This is a genomic window from Enterobacter sp. JBIWA008, from assembly GCF_019968765.1.
Taxonomy (GTDB): domain Bacteria; phylum Pseudomonadota; class Gammaproteobacteria; order Enterobacterales; family Enterobacteriaceae; genus Enterobacter.
The window spans coordinates 3,828,441-3,852,885 of record NZ_CP074149.1 but is presented as its reverse complement, the minus strand read 5'-3'; the positions used below and the strand labels follow the sequence as shown (position 1 = coordinate 3,852,885).

The window sequence follows — 24,445 nt, the reverse complement described above, 5'->3', positions numbered from 1 at the left end:
ATTTAATCAAAAGGGGCTATTTTCTCACTCCTTATGTTTGTCATGCCCTGGAATGGAGACGGAGAATGAAAGTTTGTGGCGCTCGCCGTGTTCGGGTATACTACTTTCCCGTCCTGGTTATTCCATCGTTTCACCCTAACTTCTCAGGTTCAGCATGACAACGAACTATATTTTTGTGACCGGCGGGGTCGTATCCTCTCTGGGTAAAGGCATTGCCGCAGCCTCCCTCGCAGCCATTCTTGAAGCCCGTGGCCTCAATGTGACCATGATGAAACTGGATCCGTACATCAACGTCGATCCGGGCACCATGAGCCCAATCCAACACGGGGAAGTGTTCGTTACTGAAGACGGCGCTGAAACCGATCTGGATCTTGGCCACTACGAGCGTTTCATCCGCACCAAAATGACCCGTCGTAACAACTTCACGACTGGCCGCATCTACTCCGACGTTCTGCGTAAAGAGCGCCGTGGTGACTACCTGGGTGCAACCGTTCAGGTCATCCCGCACATCACTAACGCCATCAAAGAACGCATTGTTGCGGGTGGTGAAGGCCACGACGTGGTGCTGGTTGAAATCGGCGGTACCGTGGGTGATATCGAATCCCTGCCATTCCTGGAAGCGATTCGTCAGCTGGCGGTAGATATTGGTCGTGAACACGCGCTTTTCATGCACCTGACCCTGGTGCCGTACATGGCCGCCGCAGGTGAAGTGAAAACCAAGCCGACTCAGCACTCTGTGAAAGAGCTGCTCTCCATTGGTATTCAGCCAGACATCCTGGTTTGCCGCTCCGATCGCGCAGTTCCGGCGAACGAACGTGCGAAAATTGCATTGTTCTGTAACGTGCCTGAAAAAGCCGTTATTTCAATGAAAGATGTCGATTCCATTTATAAAATCCCGGGCCTGTTGAAATCTCAGGGCCTGGACGATTATATTTGTAAACGATTCAGCTTGAACTGTCCGGAAGCTAACCTGTCTGAATGGGAACAGGTTATTTATGAAGAAGCGAACCCGGCAGGCGAAGTGACTATTGGTATGGTCGGCAAGTACATTGAACTGCCGGATGCCTATAAGTCAGTGATCGAAGCGCTGAAACACGGTGGTCTGAAGAACCGTGTTTCCGTGAACATCAAGCTGATTGATTCGCAGGATGTTGAAACGCGTGGCGTTGAAATCCTGAAAGATCTGGATGCTATCCTTATCCCTGGCGGCTTCGGCTACCGTGGTGTAGAAGGCAAGATCGCCACCGCGCGCTATGCGCGTGAAAACAATATTCCATACCTCGGCATCTGTCTGGGTATGCAGGTTGCGCTGATCGAATTTGCGCGCAACGTAGCGGGAATGGAAAACGCGAACTCTACGGAATTTGTGCCAGACTGTAAGTACCCTGTTGTGGCGCTTATCACTGAATGGCGTGACGAAGAAGGTAACGTCGAAGTCCGTACCGAGAAGAGCGATCTGGGTGGCACCATGCGTCTTGGCGCACAGGCCTGCCAGCTGTCTGACGATAGCGTGGTTCGCAAGCTGTATGGCGAGCCGGTCATCACCGAGCGCCATCGTCACCGCTATGAAGTCAACAACATGTTGTTGAAACCTATTGAAGCTGCGGGCCTGCGTGTTGCGGGCCGCTCCGGGGATGATCAGTTAGTCGAGATCATTGAAGTGCCAAACCATCCGTGGTTTGTCGCCTGCCAGTTCCACCCGGAATTTACTTCAACGCCACGTGACGGGCATCCGCTGTTTGCAGGCTTCGTGAAGGCCGCCAGCGACTACCAGAAGCGTCAGGCGAAGTAAAAAAAGTTAGAACGGCAACGCGTACCTTTGGTACGCGTTGTTTGTCTGGAGTTTTAGTTTAACTTGTACTGAGGAAAATCTAATGTCCAAAATCGTTAAAGTCATCGGTCGTGAAATCATCGACTCCCGTGGTAACCCGACCGTTGAAGCCGAAGTTCACCTGGAAGGTGGTTTCGTTGGTATGGCTGCTGCTCCATCAGGTGCTTCTACCGGTTCTCGCGAAGCGCTGGAACTGCGCGATGGCGACAAATCCCGCTTCCTGGGCAAAGGCGTACTGAAAGCGGTTGGCGCTGTAAACGGTCCTATTGCTCAGGCAATCCTTGGCAAAGACGCCAAAGACCAGGCTGGCATCGACAAGATCATGATCGATCTGGACGGTACTGAAAACAAATCTAACTTCGGTGCGAACGCAATCCTGGCGGTTTCTCTGGCAAACGCCAAAGCTGCTGCAGCTGCGAAAGGTATGCCACTGTTCGAGCACATCGCTGAACTGAACGGCACCCCAGGCAAATACTCCATGCCTGTACCAATGATGAACATCATCAACGGTGGCGAGCACGCAGACAACAACGTTGATATTCAGGAATTCATGATTCAGCCAGTTGGCGCGAAATCCCTGAAAGAAGCTGTACGTATGGGTTCTGAAGTGTTCCACAACCTGGCTAAAGTTCTGAAAGCTAAAGGTATGAACACTGCTGTTGGTGACGAAGGTGGCTATGCGCCAAACCTGGGTTCTAACGCAGAAGCGCTGGCTGTTATCGCAGAAGCTGTAAAAGCTGCTGGCTACGAGCTGGGCAAAGACATCACCCTGGCGATGGACTGTGCAGCATCTGAATTCTACAAAGACGGTAAATACGTTCTGGCTGGCGAAGGCAACAAAGCGTTCACCTCCGAAGAGTTCACTCACTTCCTGGAAGACCTGACCAAACAGTACCCAATCGTGTCTATCGAAGACGGTCTGGACGAGTCTGACTGGGCTGGCTTCGCATACCAGACTAAAGTACTGGGCGACAAAATCCAGCTGGTTGGTGACGACCTGTTCGTAACCAACACCAAGATCCTGAAAGAAGGCATCGAGAAAGGCATCGTTAACTCCATCCTGATCAAATTCAACCAGATCGGTTCTCTGACCGAAACTCTGGCTGCGATCAAAATGGCGAAAGACGCTGGCTACACCGCTGTTATCTCTCACCGTTCTGGCGAAACTGAAGACGCTACCATTGCCGACCTGGCTGTGGGTACCGCTGCAGGCCAGATCAAAACCGGTTCTATGAGCCGTTCTGACCGTGTTGCTAAATACAACCAGCTGATTCGTATCGAAGAAGCGCTGGGCGAAAAAGCACCATACAACGGTCTGAAAGAGATCAAAGGCCAGGCATAATTGCTTAAGCCTTAAAATGAAAATGCCAGTCGAATGACTGGCATTTTTTTTGGCTATTTAAAATCGACCGCCATTTGCTCCGGAATGGTCAGCCCCTTGGTGGTCTGCACGCAGCGGGCGATATAATCCGTAAACCGGGGCGGCTTCGGCATACCCATGCTCAGCAGCTTATCGTTGCTGAAGCGCACGTTAAGCGTGGCAAACGCACCGTATAGCCGCATGGCTTTCAGCATCAGACGTTCGTTGCACGGGCCAAAAATATGTTTCAGCTCACGGCGCATTCTGACCAGCGTTTCGTAGCTGACCTGCGCATATTTATCTCCGACGGGGGCTTTCTCCAGCGCCTGCGCCATTGCCTGATCGATATCCGCAAAGCGAACGCTGTTCTCTTCTCCCGCGGAAATGTGTACTACTTCGCCCGGACGAGCGTTGCTGTTGAGCAGCATTAACAGCGCTTCGGCGCAATAATCCACCGGAACAACGTCGATTCGGTCTTCCATTGAACACATAAACTTCTGCAGCATCAGGCCCATGCTAAAGACCCAGAAAATGCTGCTCGACGGCGTGCAGCCGTGACGGGTATGGCCGACAACGATGGATGGACGGGCGATAAGCAGCGGCAGGTCAGGGCACTCCTGGCGCATCAGCTGTTCGATGGTTGACTTCGAAAACGTATATTCCACCAGATGTTCAGCATTTTCTCTGAATTCCGCACTTTCGGCGACCAGTGAATCCTGCTCCGGCGTGCATGACATTGCGGTGCCGACGTGGAGGAAACGTTGCAGTCCTGTGACCTGCTCCATACGGCGCGCCAGCGCGAGCGTACCTTCAACGTTGACCTTCCAGATCAGCGGGTTATTACCAAATGAGGCGACGGCCGCACAGTTAACGACATGCGTGACCCGATCCAGGCGAGGATCGCTCAGAAAATCATCCGGCTGGCTGAGATCGCCAATCAGGATATTATCCGCGCTCAGGGAGGCCAGTTTGTCCTCAGGAACGTTGAACTTGCGCATGTTCTCCTGCACGCGCTCCAGCCCGCTCTGCGGATCGCCGGCGCGCGCAAGCAAAAGAAGTTTTACGGATTGATCGCTGGTCAGGATTTTTTCAAGTACTGCACCGCCCAGAAATCCGGTCACGCCTGTAATCAATAACATATTCATTAATACCGTCTCATTATGATTGATGAGGCGGATTGTAGGCGTGCAAAAGTAAACGGCATTTAAATAATAAAACGCCGAAATCAATGGCGTCTTAAGCTTATTTTAAGGAAAGGAAAACGGGTGGAGATATTGGACATTAGCGCAATGGTAAAAATTCACTTTATTAAAATTTAAATTTTAACTCATTGAATTTAAAGTTTTTTGTAGAGGCTCCACCGAATGGTGAACTTAATTCAAAACGTAATAAATATAATAATTTGTTACACCAAACATTTATCGAATAAATGTTTTAAATACCACTTAACTAAAATCAAGCAACATAGATCGCAGGCCGATTTATTTAGCCTGCTAATGAATTTTAGAGCAGAAGGGGAAGCGTGGCGCTGGCTGTTTGCTGGCTAACGTCGCCGTAATGACCATCCAGCGCAATCATGGACGTGGTCAGCAGCTCGACCAGCAGCATCACCCCAACCTTAGCATTGAGTGCGCCTGCGCTAAGGGGGCCTTCTGGTTTGGCTGCAACCAGCTGCATGTCGCTCAGGGACGCCAGCGGACTACGGGGCGTATTGCTGAGCGCCAGAACCTTAACGCCGCGCTTGCGGGCAAGCTTCACCACGTGCAGTAAATCCCGCGTTGAACCCGAGCTGGAGATAGCCACGACCAGGGTCTCTTTCGAAAGCGTTGTCGCATTCATGGCCGCACGGTGCATATCGCTAAACAGCTGCGCGGGTTTGCCCAGCCGCAACAGCTTGTAATGCAGATACTCCCCGAGGATTGCGCTGGCCGCAACGCCATAAATCTGCACGGATTGCGCCTGGTGCAGCGCCAGCGCCGCCTTTTCAAGCAGCGTGCGGTCGAGGAGTCTGGCGGTATCCTGCAAAGCCTGCACCGACTCATCCACGACGTTATCAATCTCATCCCCCGCCTGACGCGCGGGCTGGCCCTGCTGAATATCCAGCGCAAGCGCCATTTTAAATTCGTTATAGCCTTTGCAGCCCAGCGTGCGGCAAAGACGCGTCACGCTGGCCTCGCTGGTCTGGCTCTCGCGCGCCAGTTCGGTGATCGTCAGGTAGAGCACCCGGGCAGGATCGCTGAGGACAAACTCACCGAGTTTTTGTTGTGTTGGGCTATACCCGGAAGCCTCCTGGCGTAGCTTCAGCAGCAGGTTTTCATGTTCTGACATGCTCGATCCTTAATGCGTTTCTCTGCGACTAGTGTGGCGGAAAGCGGGGGAAAGATGCCAGTCATTTTGAAAAAGTATGATCGTTGTCCTGGTTTTGGATGATAACTTTCACTGCTGAGTGTTTATATGGTAAAAATTTTCATCAATTAACGGGGAGATGAAAAAATGATGCAAATGTTCAGTGGCGCTTCTTCGGGGGGATGGTTTGAAAAAGCGCAGCGCTTTGGGAAATCCTTTATGTTGCCGATTGCCGTGTTGCCTGCAGCGGGCCTACTGCTGGGAATAGGCGGTGCGTTATCGAATCCCAACACGCTGGCGGCTTATCCGTTTTTAGATGTGGACTGGCTGCAGGCCATTTTCACCATCATGAGCAGCGCCGGTTCAATCGTGTTTGCGAACCTCTCGGTGCTGTTTGCGGTTGGGGTTGCCGTCGGGTTGGCAAAAAGCGATAAGGGCACGGCTGGGCTGGCGGCGCTACTCGCGTTTCTGGTGATGAATGCCACCATCAACGCGCTGCTGATCCTCACCGGCAAACTGGCCCACGAGAACCCGGGTGCCGTGGGGCAGGGCATGACGCTGGGGATTCAGACGCTGGAAACCGGCGTGTTTGGCGGCGTGGTGATTGGGCTGGTGACCTGCGCGCTCCATCATCGATTTAATAAAATTGCGCTTCCGCAGTTCCTCGGGTTCTTTGGCGGCTCGCGTTTTGTCCCCATTATCAGCTCGCTGGCGGCGATACTCGTCGGCGCGCTCATGACCGTGGTCTGGCCGCATTTCCAGAAACTGATTTTTGGTCTCGGCGGGCTGGTGGATGCCACCGGCTATCTGGGCACCCTGCTGTACGGCTTCATTTTACGCATGCTGGGCCCGTTTGGTTTGCACCACATCTTCTATCTGCCGTTCTGGACCACCGCGCTCGGCGGTAGTGAGATTGTTAACGGTCACCTCGTTGAGGGCACACAGCGGATCTTCTTCGCCCAGCTGGCCGATCCTTCCACGCGTCAGTTTTACGAAGGTACGTCACGCTTCATGTCCGGGCGCTTTATTACGATGATGTTTGGCCTGCTTGGGGCATGCCTGGCGATGTACCACACGGCAAAACCCGAGAACAAAAAGCGCGTTGCGGGTCTGCTGCTTTCTGCGGCGTTAACCTCGTTCCTGACGGGGATTACCGAGCCTATCGAGTTTTCTTTCCTGTTTATTGCGCCGGTGCTCTACGTCATTCATGCGCTGTTTGACGGGCTGGCGTTCATGCTCGCACACATGCTGCATATCACCATCGGGCAAACCTTCTCCGGCGGTTTTATCGACTTCGTGCTGTTCGGCATTTTGCAGGGGGAGGCCAAAACCAACTGGATGTTCGTTCCGCTGGTCGGAGTGCCGTGGTTCTTCCTTTACTACTTCACCTTCCGCTACATGATTAACCGCTTCGATTTTGCTACGCCGGGTCGGGAAAAGGAGGCGATGGCCAGTGAAGTGACCTTCTCGCAGAGCGAGCGCGCCGTTGCGGTGATCGCTGGATTAGGCGGAAAAGAGAATCTGGAAGAGGTGGACTGCTGCGCCACGCGGCTTCGCGTCACGGTGAAGGACGGCAGCAAAGTGAATGACGCGGCGCTGAAAGCCACCGGCGCGCGCGGTGTTATCGTGCGCGGTAACGGTGTTCAGGTGATTTATGGCCCGCACGTCACGATTATCAAAAACGAAGTGGAAGAGAACTTATCGTAATGAAAACTGTACTGGATAACCTGAAGGGAAAACTGGTCGTCTCCTGTCAGGCGCTGGAGAATGAACCGCTGCACAGCCCGTTTATTATGTCGCGGATGGCGCTGGCGGCGGCGCAGGGCGGAGCCGCTGCCATTCGTGCCAACAGCGTGGTGGATATCGAGGCCATTAAACTGCAGGTGTCTTTGCCGGTCATCGGCATCATCAAACGGGATTACCCGGAAAGCGACGTGTTTATCACCGCCACGATGAAAGAGGTGGATGAGCTCATGGCCGCCTCTCCGGAAATCATTGCGCTTGATGCGACGGCGCGGGAGCGCCCCGGTGGGGAGTCCCTGGAAACGCTGGTCATGCGCATCCGCTCGCGCTACCCCTCGGTACTGCTGATGGCGGATATTTCCACCGTGGGCGAAGCCGTGACGGCGCAGGCGCTTGGCTTTGACTGCGTCGGCACCACGCTTTACGGCTACACGGCGGAAACGGCGGGCCATTCGCTTCCGGAGAACGACTGCGCGTTCCTGAAGGCCGTGCTGGCCGCCGTGACGGTTCCCGTGATTGCCGAAGGCAACGTGGATACGCCTGAACGCGCGGCCAGATGCCTGGCGCTGGGCGCTCATACGATCGTTGTCGGCGGCGCGATCACCCGTCCACAGCAAATTACCGAGCGTTTTATGGCGGCGATTGGCGCGCAAAGCACCGATGGAGCATGACCATCCGGCGGGGATCTGCGATACTTATCGTTTATCCCCTTTACTGAGATGACTATGCAGTACCCGATTAACGAGATGTTCCAGACCCTGCAAGGCGAGGGTTACTTTACCGGCGTTCCCGCTATTTTCATTCGTTTACAGGGATGCCCGGTTGGCTGTGCCTGGTGTGATACCAAACATACGTGGGATAAGCTCGCAGATCGGGAAGTGTCGCTGTTTAGCATTCTGGCGAAAACCAAAGAGAGCGATAAGTGGGGTGCGGGCAGTTCAGAAGATCTGCTGGCCATTATTGGTCGTCAGGGCTGGACGGCGCGCCACGTCGTGATCACCGGCGGTGAACCCTGCATCCACGATCTGACGCCGCTGACCGAGCTGCTCGAAAAGAACGGCTACAGCTGCCAGATTGAAACCAGCGGCACCCATGAAGTGCGCTGTTCACACACCACCTGGGTGACGGTATCGCCAAAAGTGAATATGCGCGGCGGGTATGACGTACTGTCTCAGGCGCTGGAACGCGCGGATGAGATTAAGCACCCGGTAGGGCGCGTGCGTGATATCGAAGCGCTGGATGAGCTGCTGGCCACGCTGACGGATGAAAAGCAGCGCGTCATTGCGCTACAGCCGATCAGCCAGAAAGACGACGCGACGCGCCTGTGCATTGAAACCTGTATTGCGCGTAACTGGCGCCTGTCGATGCAGACGCACAAGTACCTGAATATTGCCTGACCCTTTCGTGGCCCCGCCTATCGCGGGGCCCGACCTGAAGGGAGTAACGCCCAGGTCACTCCCACCGAAGCGAGACACATCGCGCTGTTAAAAAGGAGCGCATACTGTGCGGCGCTGGCCATGCCCAGCGGCAGCAGCAGTGCATAGAGCGAAGCGGTAACCGCGATCCCCATCGCTCCTCCCAGTGAGCTGCCCATTTTGTACACCCCAGAGGCCACCCCGACTTTGTTTTCTGGCGCGTTCATCACCGCCGTATCCGTTGACGGCGTGGCGTAACATCCCAGCCCCAGCCCAAATAAAATGTTACTGAGAAAGACGGTGACGATGTAGATCTCCTTGCTTAAAAATGTACAGGAGATAAGCGTGATGCCCGTTGCGGTCAGCAGCGGCCCGGTCATCATCGGCAGGCGCGCGCCGTAGCGCTGAAGCAGCTTTTCCCCCACCCGGATCATCGCCAGCACGGTAATCAGATACCCCAGCGTCATCATGCCGGTTTGCAGCGGCGACAGACGGTGGCCTTGTTGCAGCCAGATGCTGGCGATCATCATGGTACCAATGCAGCCGTTGAGCAAAAAGTTAGAGAATACCGAGGCGCTGTAGGCCCGGTTTTTAAACAGGGCAAAATCAATCAGCGCCGCATCACCCTTGCGTCGCCCGGTGAGCACGAAGCAGGCCGCTGCCAGCGCGGCGCTACCCAGCACCAGCAATGACAGGCCGCTGCTCCAGCCCCAACCGTGTCCCTTACTGATAAACAGGTTCAGCAGCACCAGCATAAGGACAAAACTCACCAGGCCGCTAATATCCAGCTTATGGCGACGTGCGCCGTCGCTTCGGCTTTCCGGGGTACCGCGAATCAGCAGGAGTGCCACCGCCGCCACCAGGATGGAAAAAATAAAGATCCAGCGCCAGCCGAGCGTGGTGGCGATGGCGCCGCCGACAAATGAGCTCAGGCCGCTGCCGCCCCATGAGCCGATGACCCAAAAGCTGATTGCCCGCTGGCGAGCGTTGCCTTGATACCAGGTTTTAATCAGCGCCAGCGTGGCGGGCATGATGCAGGCCGCTGACAGACCTTGTATCGCTCTCCCCAGCAAAAACAGAACGGGCTCCCACGACACGAAGAGCAGGGCACTGCCGATGATGCTCAGCGTCAGGCCAATGTACGTCATGCGCACGCGGCCAAACTTATCGGCAAATCCCCCGCAGGCAACGACAAAACAGCCGCTGAATAGCGCACTGAGGCTGACCGCCAGCGTAAGGGTTTCAAGAGAGATAGCGAGGCTGTTTTTCATTGCCGGCACAACGTTAATCACCGACTGCGCAAATAACCAGAATGTCAGGACGCTCATCACAATACCGGCCAGCAGCCGATCGTTACCGGCGTAGGACGTCGTGTCTGTCAGTGGAACGGTACTCATCGTGCAGCCCTCAGATTGGCGCGAATCAGCGCAGATAGTGTTCGGTTAACGCAGTCCAGAGCGCCGCCCCGGTCAGCAGGAGCTTGTCGTTAAAGTCGTAGCCTGGGTTATGCACCATACAGCGGTCCGGCTCATCTCCGGCACCGAGAGTGAAGTAGCAGCCTTGAGGATTTTTTTCGAGCATGAACGCAAAATCCTCGCTCCCCATAAACGCATTGACCGACGCAACGGCATCCTGACCAAACAGGTCGGTCGCTACCGTGCGCACCATGTCATTGGCCTGCGGGCTATTGCGCAGCACCGGGCTGCCGTTAACGTGGCGAATCGTGGCCGTGGCGTTGAAGCTCTCAGCCTGCGCCACGGCAATGTCGTGGATTCGCTGCAGGACGGTTTGACGCACCGCTTCATCCAGCGTGCGCACGGTCAGCTTCATTAATACCTTATCGTTGATAATATTCGGGGCATGTCCCGCCTGGATGCTGCCCACGGTCACGACGACCGGCTGGAATGGGGTGATATTCCTCGACACAATCGACTGCAGGGCGAGGGTGATATGGCAGGCAACCAGCGTGGCATCAACGGTGTGTTCCGGAACGGCGCCGTGTCCGCCTACGCCGTTTACTTCAATATGAACGGTGTCAGAGGAGGCCATCATGGCACCATCGCGCAGGCCAATTTTCCCAAGCGGCTGGGAGGGCATGTTATGCAGGCCAAAAATATGGTCGCAGGGGAATTGTTCAAACAGGCCGTCTTCAACCATGACGCGCCCGCCGTACAGCAGCTCTTCGGCTGGCTGAAAAATCAGATGCAGCGTGCCGCTAAAGTTGCGGGTACGGGCCAGATACTCTGCGGCATAAAGCAGGGTCGTGGTGTGGCCATCGTGTCCGCAGCCGTGAAATTTACCTTCAACCGTGCTGCTCCACGCTTTGCCGCTATTTTCCTGCATCGGCAGCGCATCCATATCGGCGCGCAGGCCCAGACGTTTGTTGCCGTTTCCTACCTTAAGGGTGCCGACCACCCCGGTTTTGGCCATTCCCCGATGGACCTCATAGCCCCACTGCTTCAGGAGTGCCGCGACGCGGTCGCTGGTTTTGTGCTCCTCGAAGCCGATTTCGGGATGTCGGTGAAACTCGCGGCGTAATTCAGTGAACTGGGCCTCGGAGCCTCGCAGCGCGTCAACAATTGGATGTGTCATTTTTGTTATCCTTTTCCTGCCAAATGGTGTTAGTTTCGAGTTTATGTCGATCGCATTGCCGGAAAATGCCCTTTTTTGTTGTAAATCGACGCCTTTTTTCTGATTGTTTTTCATACGATTCAGTTATGACAAAAATGAGTGCGTCATTTTTTGTCTTCGCGGAGGGGCGAATGGAACATCGTGGAAATGAGTTTGCGATAGCCGTTGAGGACATTCGCCTGTTCGCGCAGGATGAAGGCGATTCGCTGACGATACTGTGGGTCCTGGAAGGGCAAGCTGAACTGCAAACCGAGGTGGGACAAGAAAGGGTTCCGACAAATGGCCTTGCAGTGATAAACCGCCATCAGCGATGGAGGCTTATCAGCCAGAACGCGAATGTGATTCTGCGTGTCGTTCTCTCCGGACGCTGGGTGATCCAGCTATACAACGATTTTTTTGCCCATGATTATGCGGTTCCGGAGGAGTCGGGCGGGCGCTGGCCGCTGTGTGACGAGCTTCGGCACCTGCTGCGTCAGTTGCTGGTGGTGACGTTGGTCAACGATCCGCACCGCTACCGGCTGGAGGCGAATCGCTGGCTGAGCGAGATCCTGTTGCTGCTGATTGGTCGCTTTCAGCAGCCCACCCGCCAGAAACCCCGGCACCAGCACGCGAACGTAAGCAAGCGCATCGCCCGTGTCCTGGAGCGGATCGACGCCAGCTACACCCGCCGCATTACGCTGGCCGAAATCGCAGAGAGTGAGTTCGTCTCAGAAGCGTGGCTCTCCCGTCTCTTTCGAAAAGAGACGGGAGTCAGTTTTATGCAGTACATCACCGCCCTGCGGCTGGAAAAAGCGGCTGACGCCCTGCGTCTCACCAGCCGTCCTCTGCATCAGATTGCGCTGGAGAACGGATTTGCCAGCACACGTATGATGACCGATAGTTTCCAGCGCTATCACAATATGTCTCCGGGTGAGTTTCGTAAGGCCAGGCGTCATCCCCCCGTTGCGCCCCGCCCGCGCACGACCGTGGGTGAACAGCGTTTCCCTGTTGCGGTGGATACGTTATTTAGCCTGCTTAACGACGCTGAGACCCGCGGTTGGGAACCCACGCCGCTGCTGACCCACACCCCGTGTCAGGAACGGATACTGGATGTGCAGCAGCTTTATCCGCTCTCTTCCGCGCTGCGCCGCACGCGGCTGGTCATCACCGTGCGCGAGCTCGACGATTTGCTGCGGGAGGATGTTCGTCGGCATCTGGAGACGCTACACGAGGCGATCCCGATTGAGGGTATTGATATCGCCGAACCTTTTCTCAGCAGCCGTCTGTTCGCCACGGGATGGGACGATCCCCAAATGGCGGGCTACGCCTGTTGGTATCATCTGCAGCAACTGTTTACCTGGGTGGCGAAAAAAGGCTGGACGGTCCTGCTGCATACGGGGGTCACTACCCGATGCGATCTCCTGACGCGTTTTTTGCAGCTGTCGGTTAACCGATTTTTGCCCGACATTACCGCTGGCTGGCACGTCGTCATGCACTGGTCTCCCCAGGCAAACGCGGAAACCCAGGAGCACGCCTGGCGGGCGCAGCGGGCGGCGCTGAGGGCCTACCTTCCACAGGCAAAACTGGGGGTGTGTCATCGCTTCTCCCCTGTTGGAAGCGAGCTGAGCGGTGACGCGCTGTTCCGTTCGTCCATTCTGGACGAGGCTGATTTCCTCGCGTGTCAGGCAGATGCCAACGAGCTGCTCGATCTGGCGCAGCTGGATCCCGTGCATCTTTCCTCGTCTGAAAATTACCCCGTGCTAAAGGTCCGCCAGATCCTCGCCGCCCTTCGCCAGCGGCAGCTGACGCTACCGATATGGTTACTTTCGTGGAATACTCTTACCGGGAATACGCGGGCGACCAACGGCTGGTTTTTTCGCGGTGCGCTGTTGATGCAGAATCTGCTCGGGCTTTCAGAACAGGTATGGCTGGCGGGATTCTGGCTGAATTCTGGTTTACAGGGGGAGGCGAGGGCGAACAACACCCTCGATACATCGAGCCTTGCGCTTCAATATAATCACGGCCTTCCACGGCCCATCTATTGGGTACTCTGGCTGTGGCAGCGTCTGCGGGGAGAGGTGCTCGTTAACGACAAGAGCGTGCTGCTGCTCCGCCATCAGGGGCGATATCAGCTGCTGTTGCGTAACGTGGTGGTCTTCAATCCTCTGCTCTCGAGCGAGGAGGCTTTTATTCAGCGTTTTCGCCAGCAGTATCACATTGAGCTGCAAGGAGTGCGCGGCCACTGGCGCATTAAGAGCCATTTGTTCGATCGGCACAACGGTGCGCTCTATCCGTTGCTGGAAGAAGTGCACAGCGACAGCGGGCCTGATGAGGAGATGTGGCGCTGGATTGCGCACAAAGCGCGCCCAACGCTTTCCTTACGCGATGAACGGCTTTATGACGGCTGGCAAATTACAGAATCGCTGGAAAGTAACGCGCTTGTGCTCTATGAGTTCACGCCGCTAAACGTGCGTGAGGAAGAGGAGAATCACTCCCCGCGATAGACGCAGCCCGCGGTGCAGGTCTCTTTGATCATCACCGCGCTCAGCAGCGGCACCAGCGGCTTCATCTGATCCCAAATCCATTTCGCCAGCACTTCGCTGGTCGGGTTTTCAAGGCCCGGGATATCATTCAGGTAGTAGTGATCCAGACGATCGTAGGTCGGCTTAAACGCCGCCTTCAGCTCGGCAAAATCCATGATCCAACCGGTATGCGGATCAACTTCACCGGTGATCTCAAGACGCACCATGAACGAATGCCCGTGCAGACGGCCGCATTTATGCCCTTCAGGGACATGCGGAAGGTGGTGGGCGGCTTCGAAGGTGAAATCTTTAAACAGTGTGGTGGACATGATCGCTCTCAGTAATGCGGAAAAAACCGCCGCATAGTACCGGAAAGCACAATTTTTAGCATTAACTAAAACGGCTCAATAGGTACTGAGCCGCTAAACGTCCAGTTTTTGTTGATTTTCATATTATATTTCAACGAGTTGATTAATCGCTTTTACTGTTAAGAACGATAAGTAAAACAGGTTAGTCCATTTGGTTATTTATTATTTCCATCCCTTCTTTAATTGTTATTATCCTCGCCGTTAACCTTATCTTCAGTTTGGATTTATTCGCTTAAAGTCCGCTTGGCTACTGGAACATAACGACGCATGACAACACAGGCCCCACCTTCAAATTTGCTTCCCCTGAACCCGGAGCAACTGGCGCGCCTTCAGGCTGCCACCTCTGATTTTTCTCCCACTCAGCTTGCCTGGGTCTCCGGTTATTTCTGGGGAATGCTCAATCAGCAGCCTGGCGCTGTGGCGGGTGCACCGGTAACGGCGGTTGAAATTCCGGCCATTACCCTGATTTCGGCCTCGCAGACGGGCAATGCGCGCCGCGTTGCCGAGGCGCTGCGTGACGACCTGTTGGCCGCCAAACTGAACGTGAACCTGGTCAACGCCGGGGATTATAAATTTAAGCAAATCGCGTCAGAAAAACTGCTGGTGGTTGTCGCCTCTACCCAGGGTGAAGGTGAACCCGCTGAAGAAGCGGTGGCGCTGCATAAGTTCCTGTTCTCGAAAAAAGCGCCGAAGCTGGACGGCACGGCGTTTGCCGTCTTTGGCCTGGGCGATACCTCCTATGAATTCTTCTGCCAGTCCGGTAAAGACTTCGACAGCAGGCTGGCGGAGCTGGGCGCGGAGCGCCTGCTGGACCGCGTTGACGCGGATGTCGAATACCAGACCGCCGCCGCCGAATGGCGCGCCCGCATCGTTGAAGTGCTAAAAGCGCGCGTGCCGAAAGAGACGTCGGCGCAGGCCGCGTTCACCGCGACGGGTGCCGTCAACGACATTCACACCAGCCCGTACACCAAAGAGGCGCCGCTGACGGCGAGCCTGTCGGTGAACCAGAAAATTACCGGACGCGACTCGGAAAAAGACGTGCGTCATATCGAGATCGATCTCGGCGACTCTGGCCTGCGCTATCAGCCGGGCGATGCGCTCGGTATCTGGTATCAGAACGATCCGGCGCTGGTAAAAGAGCTGGTTGAGCTGCTGTGGCTCAAAGGCGACGAGCCTGTCACCGTTGACGGCAAAACGCTGTCACTTTCTGAAGCGCTGCAGTGGCATTTTGAGCTGACGGTGAACACCCCGAATATCGTCGAAAATTATGCCACCTTAACGCGCAGCGAATCCCTGCTGCCGCTGGTGGGCGACAAGGCGAAGCTGCAGCATTACGCGGCGACGACGCCGATTGTCGATATGGTGCGTTTCTCTCCGGCTCAGCTGGATGCCGATGCGCTGATCGGCCTGCTGCGTCCGCTGACGCCGCGCCTGTACTCCATCGCCTCTTCGCAGGCCGAAGTGGAGAGTGAAGTGCATGTTACCGTCGGCGTGGTGCGCTACGACATCGAAGGCCGCGCCCGCGCGGGTGGGGCGTCGAGCTTCCTGGCGGACCGTGTGGAAGAAGAGGGCGAAGTGCGCGTCTTTATCGAGCACAACGACAACTTCCGCCTGCCAGCGAACCCGGAAACGCCGGTCATCATGATTGGCCCAGGCACCGGCATTGCGCCTTTCCGCGCCTTCATGCAGCAGCGCGCGGCAGATGAAGCGCCGGGTAAAAACTGGCTGTTCTTCGGTAACCCGCACTTTACCGAAGATTTCCTCTACCAGGTTGAGTGGCAGCGCTATGTGAAAGAAGGCGTGCTGACCCGCATCGATCTGGCCTGGTCCCGCGACCAGAAAGAAAAAGTATACGTACAAGACAAACTGCGCGAACAGGGCGCAGAGCTGTGGCGCTGGATCAATGACGGTGCACACATTTATGTCTGCGGCGACGCCAATCGCATGGCGAAAGACGTTGAGCAGGCACTGCTGGAAGTGATTGCCGAGTTCGGCGGTATGGATGCCGAAACGGCGGATGAATTTTTAAGTGAGCTGCGCGTTGAGCGCCGTTATCAGCGAGATGTCTACTAATGAGCGAAAAACATCCAGGGCCACTGGTGGTCGAAGGTAAACTGACAGACGCCGAGCGCATGAAGCTGGAAAGCAACTATCTGCGCGGCACCATTGCTGAAGATCTGAATGACGGTCTCACCGGCGGTTTCAAAGGCGACAACTTCCTGCTGATCCGCTTCCACGGTATGTACCAGCAGGACGATCGCGATATCCGCGCCGAGCGTGCTGAACAGAAGCTGGAGCCGCGTCATGCGATGCTGCTGCGCTGCCGTCTGCCGGGCGGGGTGATCACCACCAAACAGTGGCAGGCCATCGACAAGTTTGCGGGTGAAAACACGATCTACGGCAGCATCCGCCTGACCAACCGTCAGACCTTCCAGTTCCACGGCATTCTGAAGAAGAACGTCAAGCCGGTGCATCAGATGCTGCACTCCGTCGGGCTGGACGCGCTGGCGACCGCCAACGACATGAACCGTAACGTGCTTTGCACCTCGAACCCGTATGAGTCCGAGCTGCACGCCGAAGCCTATGAGTGGGCGAAGAAGATCTCTGAGCACCTGCTGCCGCGCACGCGCGCCTATGCGGAGATTTGGCTCGATCAGGAAAAAGTCGCGACCACGGATGAAGAACCGATCCTCGGCCAGACCTATCTGCCGCGTAAGTTTAAAACCACGGTCGTGATCCCACCGCAGAACGATATCGATCTGCACGCCAACGACATGAACTTCGTGGCGATTGCCGAAAACGGCAAGCTGATTGGCTTTAACCTGCTGGTGGGCGGCGGCCTGTCCATTGAGCACGGCAACAAGAAAACTTACGCCCGCACAGCGAGCGAGTTCGGCTTCCTGCCGCTGGAGCACACGCTGGCCGTGGCGGAAGCGGTAGTAACCACCCAGCGCGACTGGGGCAACCGCACCGATCGTAAAAACGCGAAAACCAAATACACCCTGGAGCGCGTGGGCGTGGAGACGTTCAAAGAGGAAGTAGAGCGTCGGGCGGGGATCAAATTTGAGCCGATCCGCCCTTACGAATTCACCGGTCGCGGCGATCGTATTGGCTGGGTGAAAGGTATCGACAATAAATGGCACCTGACGCTGTTTATCGAAAACGGCCGTATTCTGGATTATCCGGGCCGTCCGCTGAAAACCGGTCTGCTGGAAATTGCTAAGATCCATAAAGGCGAGTTCCGCATTACCGCTAACCAGAACCTGATTATTGCCGGCGTGCCGGAGAGCCAGAAGGCGAAGATCGAGAAGCTGGCGCGCGATCACGGGTTAATGGATGCGGTTAAGCCGCAGCGTGAAAACTCGATGGCCTGCGTGTCGTTCCCGACCTGTCCGCTGGCGATGGCCGAAGCGGAACGTTTCCTGCCGTCATTCACTGACAAGGTAGAAGCGATTCTGGAAAAACACGGTATTCCGGACGAGCATATTGTTATGCGCGTCACCGGCTGCCCGAACGGCTGCGGTCGCGCGATGCTAGCCGAGCTGGGTCTGGTAGGCAAAGCGCCGGGCCGTTACAACGTGCACCTTGGCGGCAACCGTATGGGGACGCGCATTCCGCGTATGTACCGTGAAAATATTACGGAACCGGAAATTCTTGATTCCATCGACGAGCTTGTCGGGCGCTGGGCGAAAGAGCGCGAAGCGGGTGAAGGCTTCGGCGACTTTACGGTGCGTGCGGGCATCATTCGCCCGGTGCTCGATCCCGCAAGGGATTTCTGGGAGTAACCACGAGAGGTAATTATGTCCGTACTCGATCTAAACGCCCTTAATGACCTGCCAAAAGTCGAACGCATTCTGGCGCTGGCAGAAACCAATGCCCACCTTGAAAAGCTGGACGCCGAAGGGCGCGTGGCGTGGGCGCTGGAAAACCTGCCGGGAGACTATGTGCTCTCGTCGAGCTTTGGTATTCAGGCGGCGGTCAGCCTGCATCTGGTGAATCAGATCCGTCCGGACATTCCGGTGATCCTCACCGATACCGGCTACCTGTTCCCGGAAACCTACCAGTTTATTGACGAGCTGACGGACAGGCTCAAGCTGAACCTCAAAGTTTACCGCGCGACGGAAAGCGCGGCCTGGCAGGAGGCGCGCTACGGCAAGCTGTGGGAGCAGGGCGTTGAGGGCATTGAGAAATATAATGAGATCAACAAAGTTGAGCCAATGAACCGGGCGCTGAAAGAGCTTAATGCGCAGACGTGGTTTGCGGGCCTGCGCCGCGAGCAGTCCGGCAGCCGGGCGACCTTACCGGTGCTGGCGGTGCAGCGCGGGGTATTTAAAGTGCTGCCGATTATCGACTGGGATAACCGGACGGTGTATCAGTATTTGCAAAAACACGGGCTAAAGTACCATCCGCTGTGGGATCAGGGCTATCTGTCGGTGGGCGACACCCACACCACGCGCAAATGGGAGCCGGGAATGGCGGAAGAAGAGACGCGATTCTTCGGGCTGAAGCGCGAGTGCGGGCTGCACGAAGGGTGATTCCTTATCCTCCCTCTCCCTGTGGGAGAGGGTTGGGGTGAGGGCATCAGGCCGCGCTATTGCTTAAAAACCTCAGGCTTTTCCCGCTTTCGCCAGCTCCTTCACCAGCGGCAGCATCACCTTCACCACATCACGATTGCGGTGCTCAATCCGCTGCGGCAGCGCGCTGTCAATGTGCTGCTGATTATCCAGCATTACGTTGTGCCAGCTCGTCCCGTCCGGGAAGGCTTTCGATTTAGCCCGCTGCTGGTAGCCATCTTTTTTGCCCAGCGCCCAGTTTGTCGCTTCCACGTACAGCACCGGAATGCCCGCCTTATCGAACACTTCCCCATCGTTGCAGCAGCCTGTTCCGCGTGGGAAAGCAGGATTCCCGCCCGGATTGGTCGTGGCAAAAACGCCATGGCTGCGGGCTATCGCCAGCGCCCGGTCTCGCGTCAGTTTCCGCACGGGTCCCGGCGTACTCTGCCCGCTGTTGAAATAAAGCTTATCGCCGACGATCAGGTTATCGAGGTTGATCACCAGCAGCGTATTTTTCTTCTCCTCAGCGCTCATACGTTTAAGGAGATTCTCAGCGCCGAGTTTGCCCTCTTCTTCACCGCTGGTGGCCACGAAACGAATACCATATTGGGTTGGAATATCTTTCATCCGCTCGGCCAGTTCGAGCATTACGCCCAGTCCCGCCGCGTTGTCGTCCATGCCCTGCAGCGTCAGCCCGCCGAGGTTGTTATCCGTGTCGGCGTCACTCATCGGGGCGTAGGTATCAAGGTGCGCCATAATAATAATCTGTTCAGCAGCTCTACCTTCATGCGCCGCGATAACCGTACTGCCGGTCACGTTATGCCAGTTTTTCGTTTTATTTCGTGAGGTATAGACGTAGCGGCTGTGAAACGACCGGATATCGCTCTGGTAGCCCATGTCGGCAAACTGCTGTCGAAGATAGTCCGCTGAGAGCATCTCTGCAGGCGAGCCGGTCATGCGGCCTGGGAAGACTGTGGCAATATGCCGCGCCTGCGTAGTGGCGATTTCACCATAAGGTTGATTTTTTGCCTGAGCCGGAAGGATAAAGCAAACGCCGAGCGCCAGGGCAGCAATACGGTGGCGCGTTGCGGAAAACATAGTGAGTCCTTAAAACTGAGCAAAATAATAACCCGCTTAGTATGAAACTGTGATCGTCCATACACAATTTGAATTGCTCTTAAATGCCCGAAATTTCGCGTGTTAAGCACTTTTTGGTATTAGCTTTTTCACGGCGTTATTCCATTGAGTAACTACTCATTCCAATTCGTAATTTCATTCGATCTAAGCCGCCCCCTATAGTCCCTTTATTCCTCGTTGTTAGTGAGTTGTTGCTTGTGGACTATCTGCCCTTATTTGCCGCGATAAAAGAGAAGCCGGTGCTGGTTGTTGGCACGGGTGAAATTGCCGATCGCAAAATCGCGTTTCTGCAGCGCGCAGGGGCGCAGGTGAGGGTAGTGGCAGAGGCGGATTTTGACGAATCACAAATCGACAGCGTAGTGCTGGTGATTGCGGCGACCGAAGATCGCGACCTGAACCGGCGAATTTCCGAGGCCGCTCAGGCTCGTTACCGCCTGGTGAACGTGGTGGACGACCAGCCATTATGCTCGTTTATCTTCCCGTCGATCGTTGACCGTTCGCCGCTGCTGGTGGCGATCTCCTCCGGCGGTACCGCACCGGTACTGGCGCGCGTGCTGCGTGAAAAAATCGAAGCGCTGCTGCCGACCAGCCTCGGACGCATGGCGGAAAAAGCCAGCTTCTGGCGCAACCACCTGAAAACGCGCCTGACCAGCGTGACGGAACGCCGTCGCTTCTGGGAACGCGTGTTTCGCGGCCGCTTTGCCAGCCTGATGCATGCCGGTAATGAGACGGCGGCGCAGAAAATCCTCGAGGATGAACTGGATAACCCCGGCAGCACGGGCGGGGAGATCATTCTGGTGGGCGCAGGGCCGGGCGATGCCGGGCTCCTGACGCTGCGCGGCCTGCAGGTGCTGCAGGACGCGGACGTGGTGTTCTACGATCATCTGGTCACCGACGGCGTGCGCGAGCTGATCCGTCGCGACGCGGAGCAAATCTGCGTTGGCAAACGGGCTGGCGAGCACTCGGTGCCCCAGCACGACACCAACCAGATGCTGGTTGACGCCGCCAAAGCGGGTAAAACCGTGGTGCGCCTGAAAGGGGGCGATCCGTTTATCTTTGGCCGCGGCGGCGAAGAGCTGCAGGCGGCAGCTCAAGCGGGCATACCGTTCCAGGTAGTGCCCGGCATCACGGCGGCTTCTGCGGTAACGGCCTACGCCGGTATCCCGCTCACCCACCGCGATTACGCCCAGAGCGTGACCTTTGTGACCGGCCACTACAAGGCCGACAACACGCCGTTCGACTGGTCGCATCTCGCCCAGAGCCGCCAGACGCTGGCGATTTACATGGGCACGATGAAGGCGGCGGACATCAGCGAACAGCTTATTCAGCACGGTCGCGAGGCGACGACGCCCGTTGCCGTCATTTCTCGCGGCACGCGCGTCGATCAGCACGTTGCGACGGGCACGCTGGAACATCTTGCAACCCTGGCGAAAGACGCCCCGATGCCCGCCCTTATCGTGGTGGGAGAAGTGGTGCAGCTGCACAGCACGCTCGCCTGGTTCCAACACACAACCGATACAGAAGGCTTTGGTTCTTCTGTTGTAAATTTGGCTTAAGGAACGGTTATGGACCAAAAACGTCTTACACACCTGCGGCAGCTCGAAGCGGAGAGTATCCATATCATCCGCGAAGTGGCCGCCGAGTTTTCTAACCCGGTGATGATGTACTCCATCGGTAAAGATTCCAGCGTCATGCTGCATCTGGCGCGTAAAGCGTTTTATCCGGGCACGCTGCCGTTCCCGCTGCTGCACGTGGACACCGGCTGGAAATTCCGCGAAATGTACGAGTTCCGCGACCGTACCGCCAAAGCCTACGGCTGCGAGCTGCTGGTGCATAAAAACCCGGAAGGGGTGGCGATGGGCATTAACCCTTTCGTGCACGGCAGCGCCAAGCACACCGATATCATGAAGACCGAAGGGCTGAAGCAGGCGCTGAACAAATACGGTTTTGACGCGGCCTTCGGCGGCGCGCGCCGTGACGAAGAAAAATCCCGCGCCAAAGAGCGTATCTACTCCTTCCGCGACCGCTTCCACCGCTGGGATCCGAAAAACCAGCGTCCGGAGCTGTGGCACAACTACAACGGTCAGATTAACAAAGGCGAAAGCATTCGCGTCTTCCCGCTCTCCAACTGGACCGAGCTGGATATCTGGCAGTACATCTATCTGGAAAACATCGAAATCGTTCCGTTGTATCTGGCCGCCGAGCGCCCGGTGCTGGAGCGCGACGGCATGCTGATGATGATCGACGACGATCGCATCGACCTGCAGCCGGGCGAAGTGATCAAAAAACAGATGGTGCGTTTCCGTACCCTCGGATGCTGGCCGCTGACCGGCGCGGTGGAATCCAGCGCGCAGACGCTGCCGGAGATCATCGAAGAGATGCTGGTGTCCACCACCAGCGAGCGACAGGGGCGCGTGATTGACCGCGACCAGGCAGGCTCCATGGAGCTGAAGAAACGTCAGGGTTATTTCTAAGGAGCCGCCATGAATACCACTATTGCTCAACAAATTGCCAACGAAGGCGGCGTGGAAGCGTATCTGCACGCGCAACAACACAAAAGCCTGCTGCGTTTTCTGACCTGCGGCAGCGTGGATGACGGGAAAAGTACCCTGATTGGCCGCCTGCTGCACGATACGCGCCAGATTTATGAAGATCAGCTCTCTTCCCTGCATAACGACAGTAAACGTCACGGCACCCAGGGTGAAAAACTCGACCTGGCCCTGCTGGTGGATGGCCTGCAGGCGGAGCGCGAGCAGGGCATCACCATCGACGTGGCCTACCGCTACTTCTCTACCGAGAAGCGCAAATTTATTATTGCCGATACCCCGGGACACGAGCAGTACACCCGTAACATGGCGACCGGCGCGTCCACCTGCGACCTGGCGATCCTGCTGATGGACGCGCGTAAAGGCGTGCTGGATCAGACCCGTCGCCACAGCTTTATCTCGACGCTGCTGGGGATCAAACACCTGGTAGTGGCGGTCAACAAGATGGATCTGGTGAACTTCAGCGAAGAGAAGTTCGAGGAGATCCGCCAGAGCTATCTGACCTTTGCCGAACAGCTGCCGGGTAACCTGGATATTCGCTTTGTACCGCTTTCGGCGCTGGAAGGTGATAACGTCGCCTCCCAGAGCGCGAACATGCCGTGGTACAGCGGCCCGACGCTGCTGGAAGTGCTGGAAACCGTTGAAATTCAGCGCGTGGTCGACACCCAGCCGATGCGCTTCCCGGTGCAGTACGTGAACCGTCCAAACCTCGATTTCCGCGGTTTCTCTGGCACCCTCGCGTCAGGCTCCGTGAAGGTAGGTCAGCGCGTCAAGGTGCTGCCATCCGGCGTGGAATCCACCATCGCCCGCATCGTCACCTTCGACGGTGACCTGCAGGACGCGGGCGCCGGTGAGGCCGTAACGCTGGTGCTGAAAGACGAAATTGATATCAGCCGGGGCGACCTGCTGGTCGACGCGCAGGAAACGCTGGCGGCAGTGCAGGGAGCTTCCGTGGACGTGGTGTGGATGGCCGAACAGCCGCTGACCGCGGGCCAGAGCTATGACATCAAAATTGCCGGCAAGAAGACCCGCGCCCGCGTGGACGGCATTCAGTTCCAGGTGGATATCAATAACCTGACCCAGCGCGAGGTCACCGAACTGCCCCTGAACGGTATTGGTCTGGTCGATCTGACCTTCGACGAACCGCTGGTGCTGGATCCGTATCAGCAAAACCCGGTGACGGGAGGGCTTATCTTTATCGACAGGCTGACCAACGTTACCGTCGGGGCCGGTATGGTACGCGAACCGATTAAACAGGCTGCCGCGGCGTCTGAATTCAGCGCCTTCGAGCTGGAGCTGAACGCGCTGGTGCGTAAACACTTCCCGCACTGGGGCGCACGCGATCTGCTGGGAGGTAAGTAATGGCCGCCCATGATGAGAACGTCGTCTGGCATCCTCATCCGGTCACCGTCGCCCAGCGCGAACAACTCCACGGTCACCGTGGAGTTGTGCTGTGGTTTACCGGGCTGTCCGGCTCGGGTAAATCAACGGTGGCGGGCGCGCTGGAAGAGGCGTTGCATCAGCAGGGCGTAAGCACGTACCTGCTGGATGGAGACAACGTGCGTCACGGCTTGTGCAGCGATTTAGGGTTTAGCGACGATGACCGCAAAGAGAACATCCGCCGGGTGGGCGAAGTCGCCAGCCTGATGGCTGACGCCGGGCTGGTGGTGCTGACCGCGTTTATCTCTCCGCACCGCGCCGAGCGCCAGATGGTGCGCGAACGCGTGGGACAGGATCGCTTTATCGAGGTGTTTGTCGATACCCCGCTGGAGATTTGCGAAGCGCGCGACCCGAAAGGGCTGTACAAGAAAGCGCGTGCCGGAGAACTGCGCAACTTCACCGGAATTGACGCGGTATACGAAGCGCCTGAATCGCCTGAGATTCACCTGGAGGGTCAACAATTGGTAACAAATTTAGTAAGCCAATTATTAGACCTGCTCAGACGGGACGATATTATCAGATCCTGAGACGGTATCGTTCGGGAGCTGTCTTCCCGAACGATGAGTCACGGTCA

19 protein-coding genes are annotated in these 24,445 nt (G+C 56.4%); 13 read left to right on the top strand and 6 right to left on the bottom strand.

Annotated features, from left to right (window positions below; all coding sequences use genetic code 11):
• Positions 1–154: 154 nt before the first annotated feature.
• Positions 155–1,792 carry a glutamine hydrolyzing CTP synthase gene (gene pyrG, locus KGP24_RS18610; RefSeq protein WP_023309013.1) on the top strand — a complete coding sequence of 546 codons (1,638 nt, stop codon included), beginning with the start codon at positions 155–157 and terminating at the stop codon, positions 1,790–1,792.
• Positions 1,793–1,874: 82 nt separating this feature from the next.
• A complete protein-coding gene (gene eno, locus KGP24_RS18605; RefSeq protein ID WP_023309012.1) occupies positions 1,875–3,173 on the top strand; it encodes a phosphopyruvate hydratase in 1,299 nt (432 codons plus the stop codon).
• A gap of 53 nt (positions 3,174–3,226) precedes the next feature.
• On the opposite strand, the gene KGP24_RS18600 is transcribed toward eno, so the two are convergent.
• Complete coding sequence (locus tag KGP24_RS18600) at positions 3,227–4,336, bottom strand: SDR family oxidoreductase (protein WP_223561413.1); 1,110 nt, start codon at positions 4,334–4,336, stop codon at positions 3,227–3,229.
• 358 nt (positions 4,337–4,694) lie between these two features.
• Complete coding sequence (locus KGP24_RS18595) at positions 4,695–5,519, bottom strand: MurR/RpiR family transcriptional regulator (RefSeq protein ID WP_223561412.1); 825 nt, start codon at positions 5,517–5,519, stop codon at positions 4,695–4,697.
• 165 nt (positions 5,520–5,684) lie between these two features.
• On the opposite strand from KGP24_RS18595, the gene KGP24_RS18590 reads away from it, so the two are divergent.
• From KGP24_RS18590 to queE, 3 genes are read left to right on the top strand one after another with little or no spacing between them, the layout of a single operon-like run.
• Positions 5,685–7,244: a PTS transporter subunit EIIC gene (locus KGP24_RS18590; protein WP_223561411.1), complete on the top strand. Its 1,560-nt coding sequence runs from the start codon at positions 5,685–5,687 to the stop codon at positions 7,242–7,244.
• Positions 7,244–7,951 (top strand): N-acetylmannosamine-6-phosphate 2-epimerase, encoded by a 708-nt coding sequence (locus KGP24_RS18585; RefSeq protein ID WP_223561410.1) that lies wholly within the window; start codon positions 7,244–7,246, stop codon positions 7,949–7,951. The genes KGP24_RS18590 and KGP24_RS18585 overlap by 1 nt, the downstream gene beginning before the upstream one ends.
• 54 nt (positions 7,952–8,005) lie before the next feature.
• Positions 8,006–8,677: a 7-carboxy-7-deazaguanine synthase QueE gene (gene queE, locus KGP24_RS18580; protein WP_023333236.1), complete on the top strand. Its 672-nt coding sequence runs from the start codon at positions 8,006–8,008 to the stop codon at positions 8,675–8,677.
• Between the two features lie 17 nt (positions 8,678–8,694).
• On the opposite strand, the gene KGP24_RS18575 is transcribed toward queE, so the two are convergent.
• Together KGP24_RS18575 and KGP24_RS18570 are read right to left on the bottom strand one after the other, a co-directional pair.
• Positions 8,695–10,092 carry an MFS transporter gene (locus KGP24_RS18575; protein WP_223561409.1) on the bottom strand — a complete coding sequence of 466 codons (1,398 nt, stop codon included), beginning with the start codon at positions 10,090–10,092 and terminating at the stop codon, positions 8,695–8,697.
• A 25-nt stretch (positions 10,093–10,117) separates the two neighbouring features.
• Positions 10,118–11,287, bottom strand: a complete 1,170-nt coding sequence (locus tag KGP24_RS18570) for a M20 aminoacylase family protein (RefSeq protein ID WP_223561408.1) — start codon at positions 11,285–11,287, stop codon at positions 10,118–10,120.
• Between the two features lie 170 nt (positions 11,288–11,457).
• Between KGP24_RS18570 and KGP24_RS18565 the strand changes: the two genes are divergently transcribed.
• Entirely contained in the window at positions 11,458–13,809 is a 2,352-nt protein-coding gene (locus KGP24_RS18565) for a helix-turn-helix domain-containing protein (RefSeq protein ID WP_223561407.1), read from the top strand.
• On the opposite strand, the gene queD is transcribed toward KGP24_RS18565, so the two are convergent.
• Positions 13,794–14,156, bottom strand: a complete 363-nt coding sequence (gene queD / locus KGP24_RS18560) for a 6-carboxytetrahydropterin synthase QueD (protein WP_010434567.1) — start codon at positions 14,154–14,156, stop codon at positions 13,794–13,796. The genes KGP24_RS18565 and queD overlap by 16 nt on opposite strands.
• Positions 14,157–14,462: 306 nt before the next feature.
• Here queD and cysJ point away from each other — a divergent pair, with 306 nt between their 5' ends.
• From cysJ to cysH, 3 genes are read left to right on the top strand one after another with little or no spacing between them, the layout of a single operon-like run.
• Positions 14,463–16,268, top strand: a complete 1,806-nt coding sequence (cysJ, locus tag KGP24_RS18555; RefSeq protein ID WP_223561406.1) for an NADPH-dependent assimilatory sulfite reductase flavoprotein subunit — start codon at positions 14,463–14,465, stop codon at positions 16,266–16,268.
• Complete coding sequence (gene cysI / locus KGP24_RS18550; protein WP_029741545.1) at positions 16,268–17,980, top strand: assimilatory sulfite reductase (NADPH) hemoprotein subunit; 1,713 nt, start codon at positions 16,268–16,270, stop codon at positions 17,978–17,980. The genes cysJ and cysI overlap by 1 nt, the downstream gene beginning before the upstream one ends.
• Positions 17,981–17,995: 15 nt before the next feature.
• Positions 17,996–18,730, top strand: a complete 735-nt coding sequence (gene cysH, locus KGP24_RS18545) for a phosphoadenosine phosphosulfate reductase (RefSeq protein ID WP_223561405.1) — start codon at positions 17,996–17,998, stop codon at positions 18,728–18,730.
• Positions 18,731–18,802: 72 nt separating this feature from the next.
• Here cysH and KGP24_RS18540 read toward each other — a convergent pair whose 3' ends face one another.
• The gene (locus KGP24_RS18540; RefSeq protein WP_223561404.1) at positions 18,803–19,846 is read right to left on the bottom strand and encodes an aminopeptidase; all 1,044 of its coding nucleotides are present in this window, start codon (positions 19,844–19,846) and stop codon (positions 18,803–18,805) included.
• Between the two features lie 245 nt (positions 19,847–20,091).
• On the opposite strand from KGP24_RS18540, the gene cysG reads away from it, so the two are divergent.
• From cysG to cysC, 4 genes are read left to right on the top strand one after another with little or no spacing between them, the layout of a single operon-like run.
• On the top strand, positions 20,092–21,441 hold the full coding sequence (gene cysG, locus KGP24_RS18535; protein WP_223563523.1) for a siroheme synthase CysG: 1,350 nt from the start codon (positions 20,092–20,094) through the stop codon (positions 21,439–21,441).
• Positions 21,442–21,450: 9 nt separating this feature from the next.
• Entirely contained in the window at positions 21,451–22,359 is a 909-nt protein-coding gene (cysD, locus tag KGP24_RS18530; RefSeq protein ID WP_006811770.1) for a sulfate adenylyltransferase subunit CysD, read from the top strand.
• A gap of 9 nt (positions 22,360–22,368) precedes the next feature.
• On the top strand, positions 22,369–23,793 hold the full coding sequence (gene cysN, locus KGP24_RS18525) for a sulfate adenylyltransferase subunit CysN (protein WP_223561403.1): 1,425 nt from the start codon (positions 22,369–22,371) through the stop codon (positions 23,791–23,793).
• Positions 23,793–24,398 carry an adenylyl-sulfate kinase gene (gene cysC, locus KGP24_RS18520; RefSeq protein WP_010434543.1) on the top strand — a complete coding sequence of 202 codons (606 nt, stop codon included), beginning with the start codon at positions 23,793–23,795 and terminating at the stop codon, positions 24,396–24,398. Before cysN ends, cysC begins: the two co-directional genes overlap by 1 nt.
• Positions 24,399–24,445: the final 47 nt, after the last annotated feature.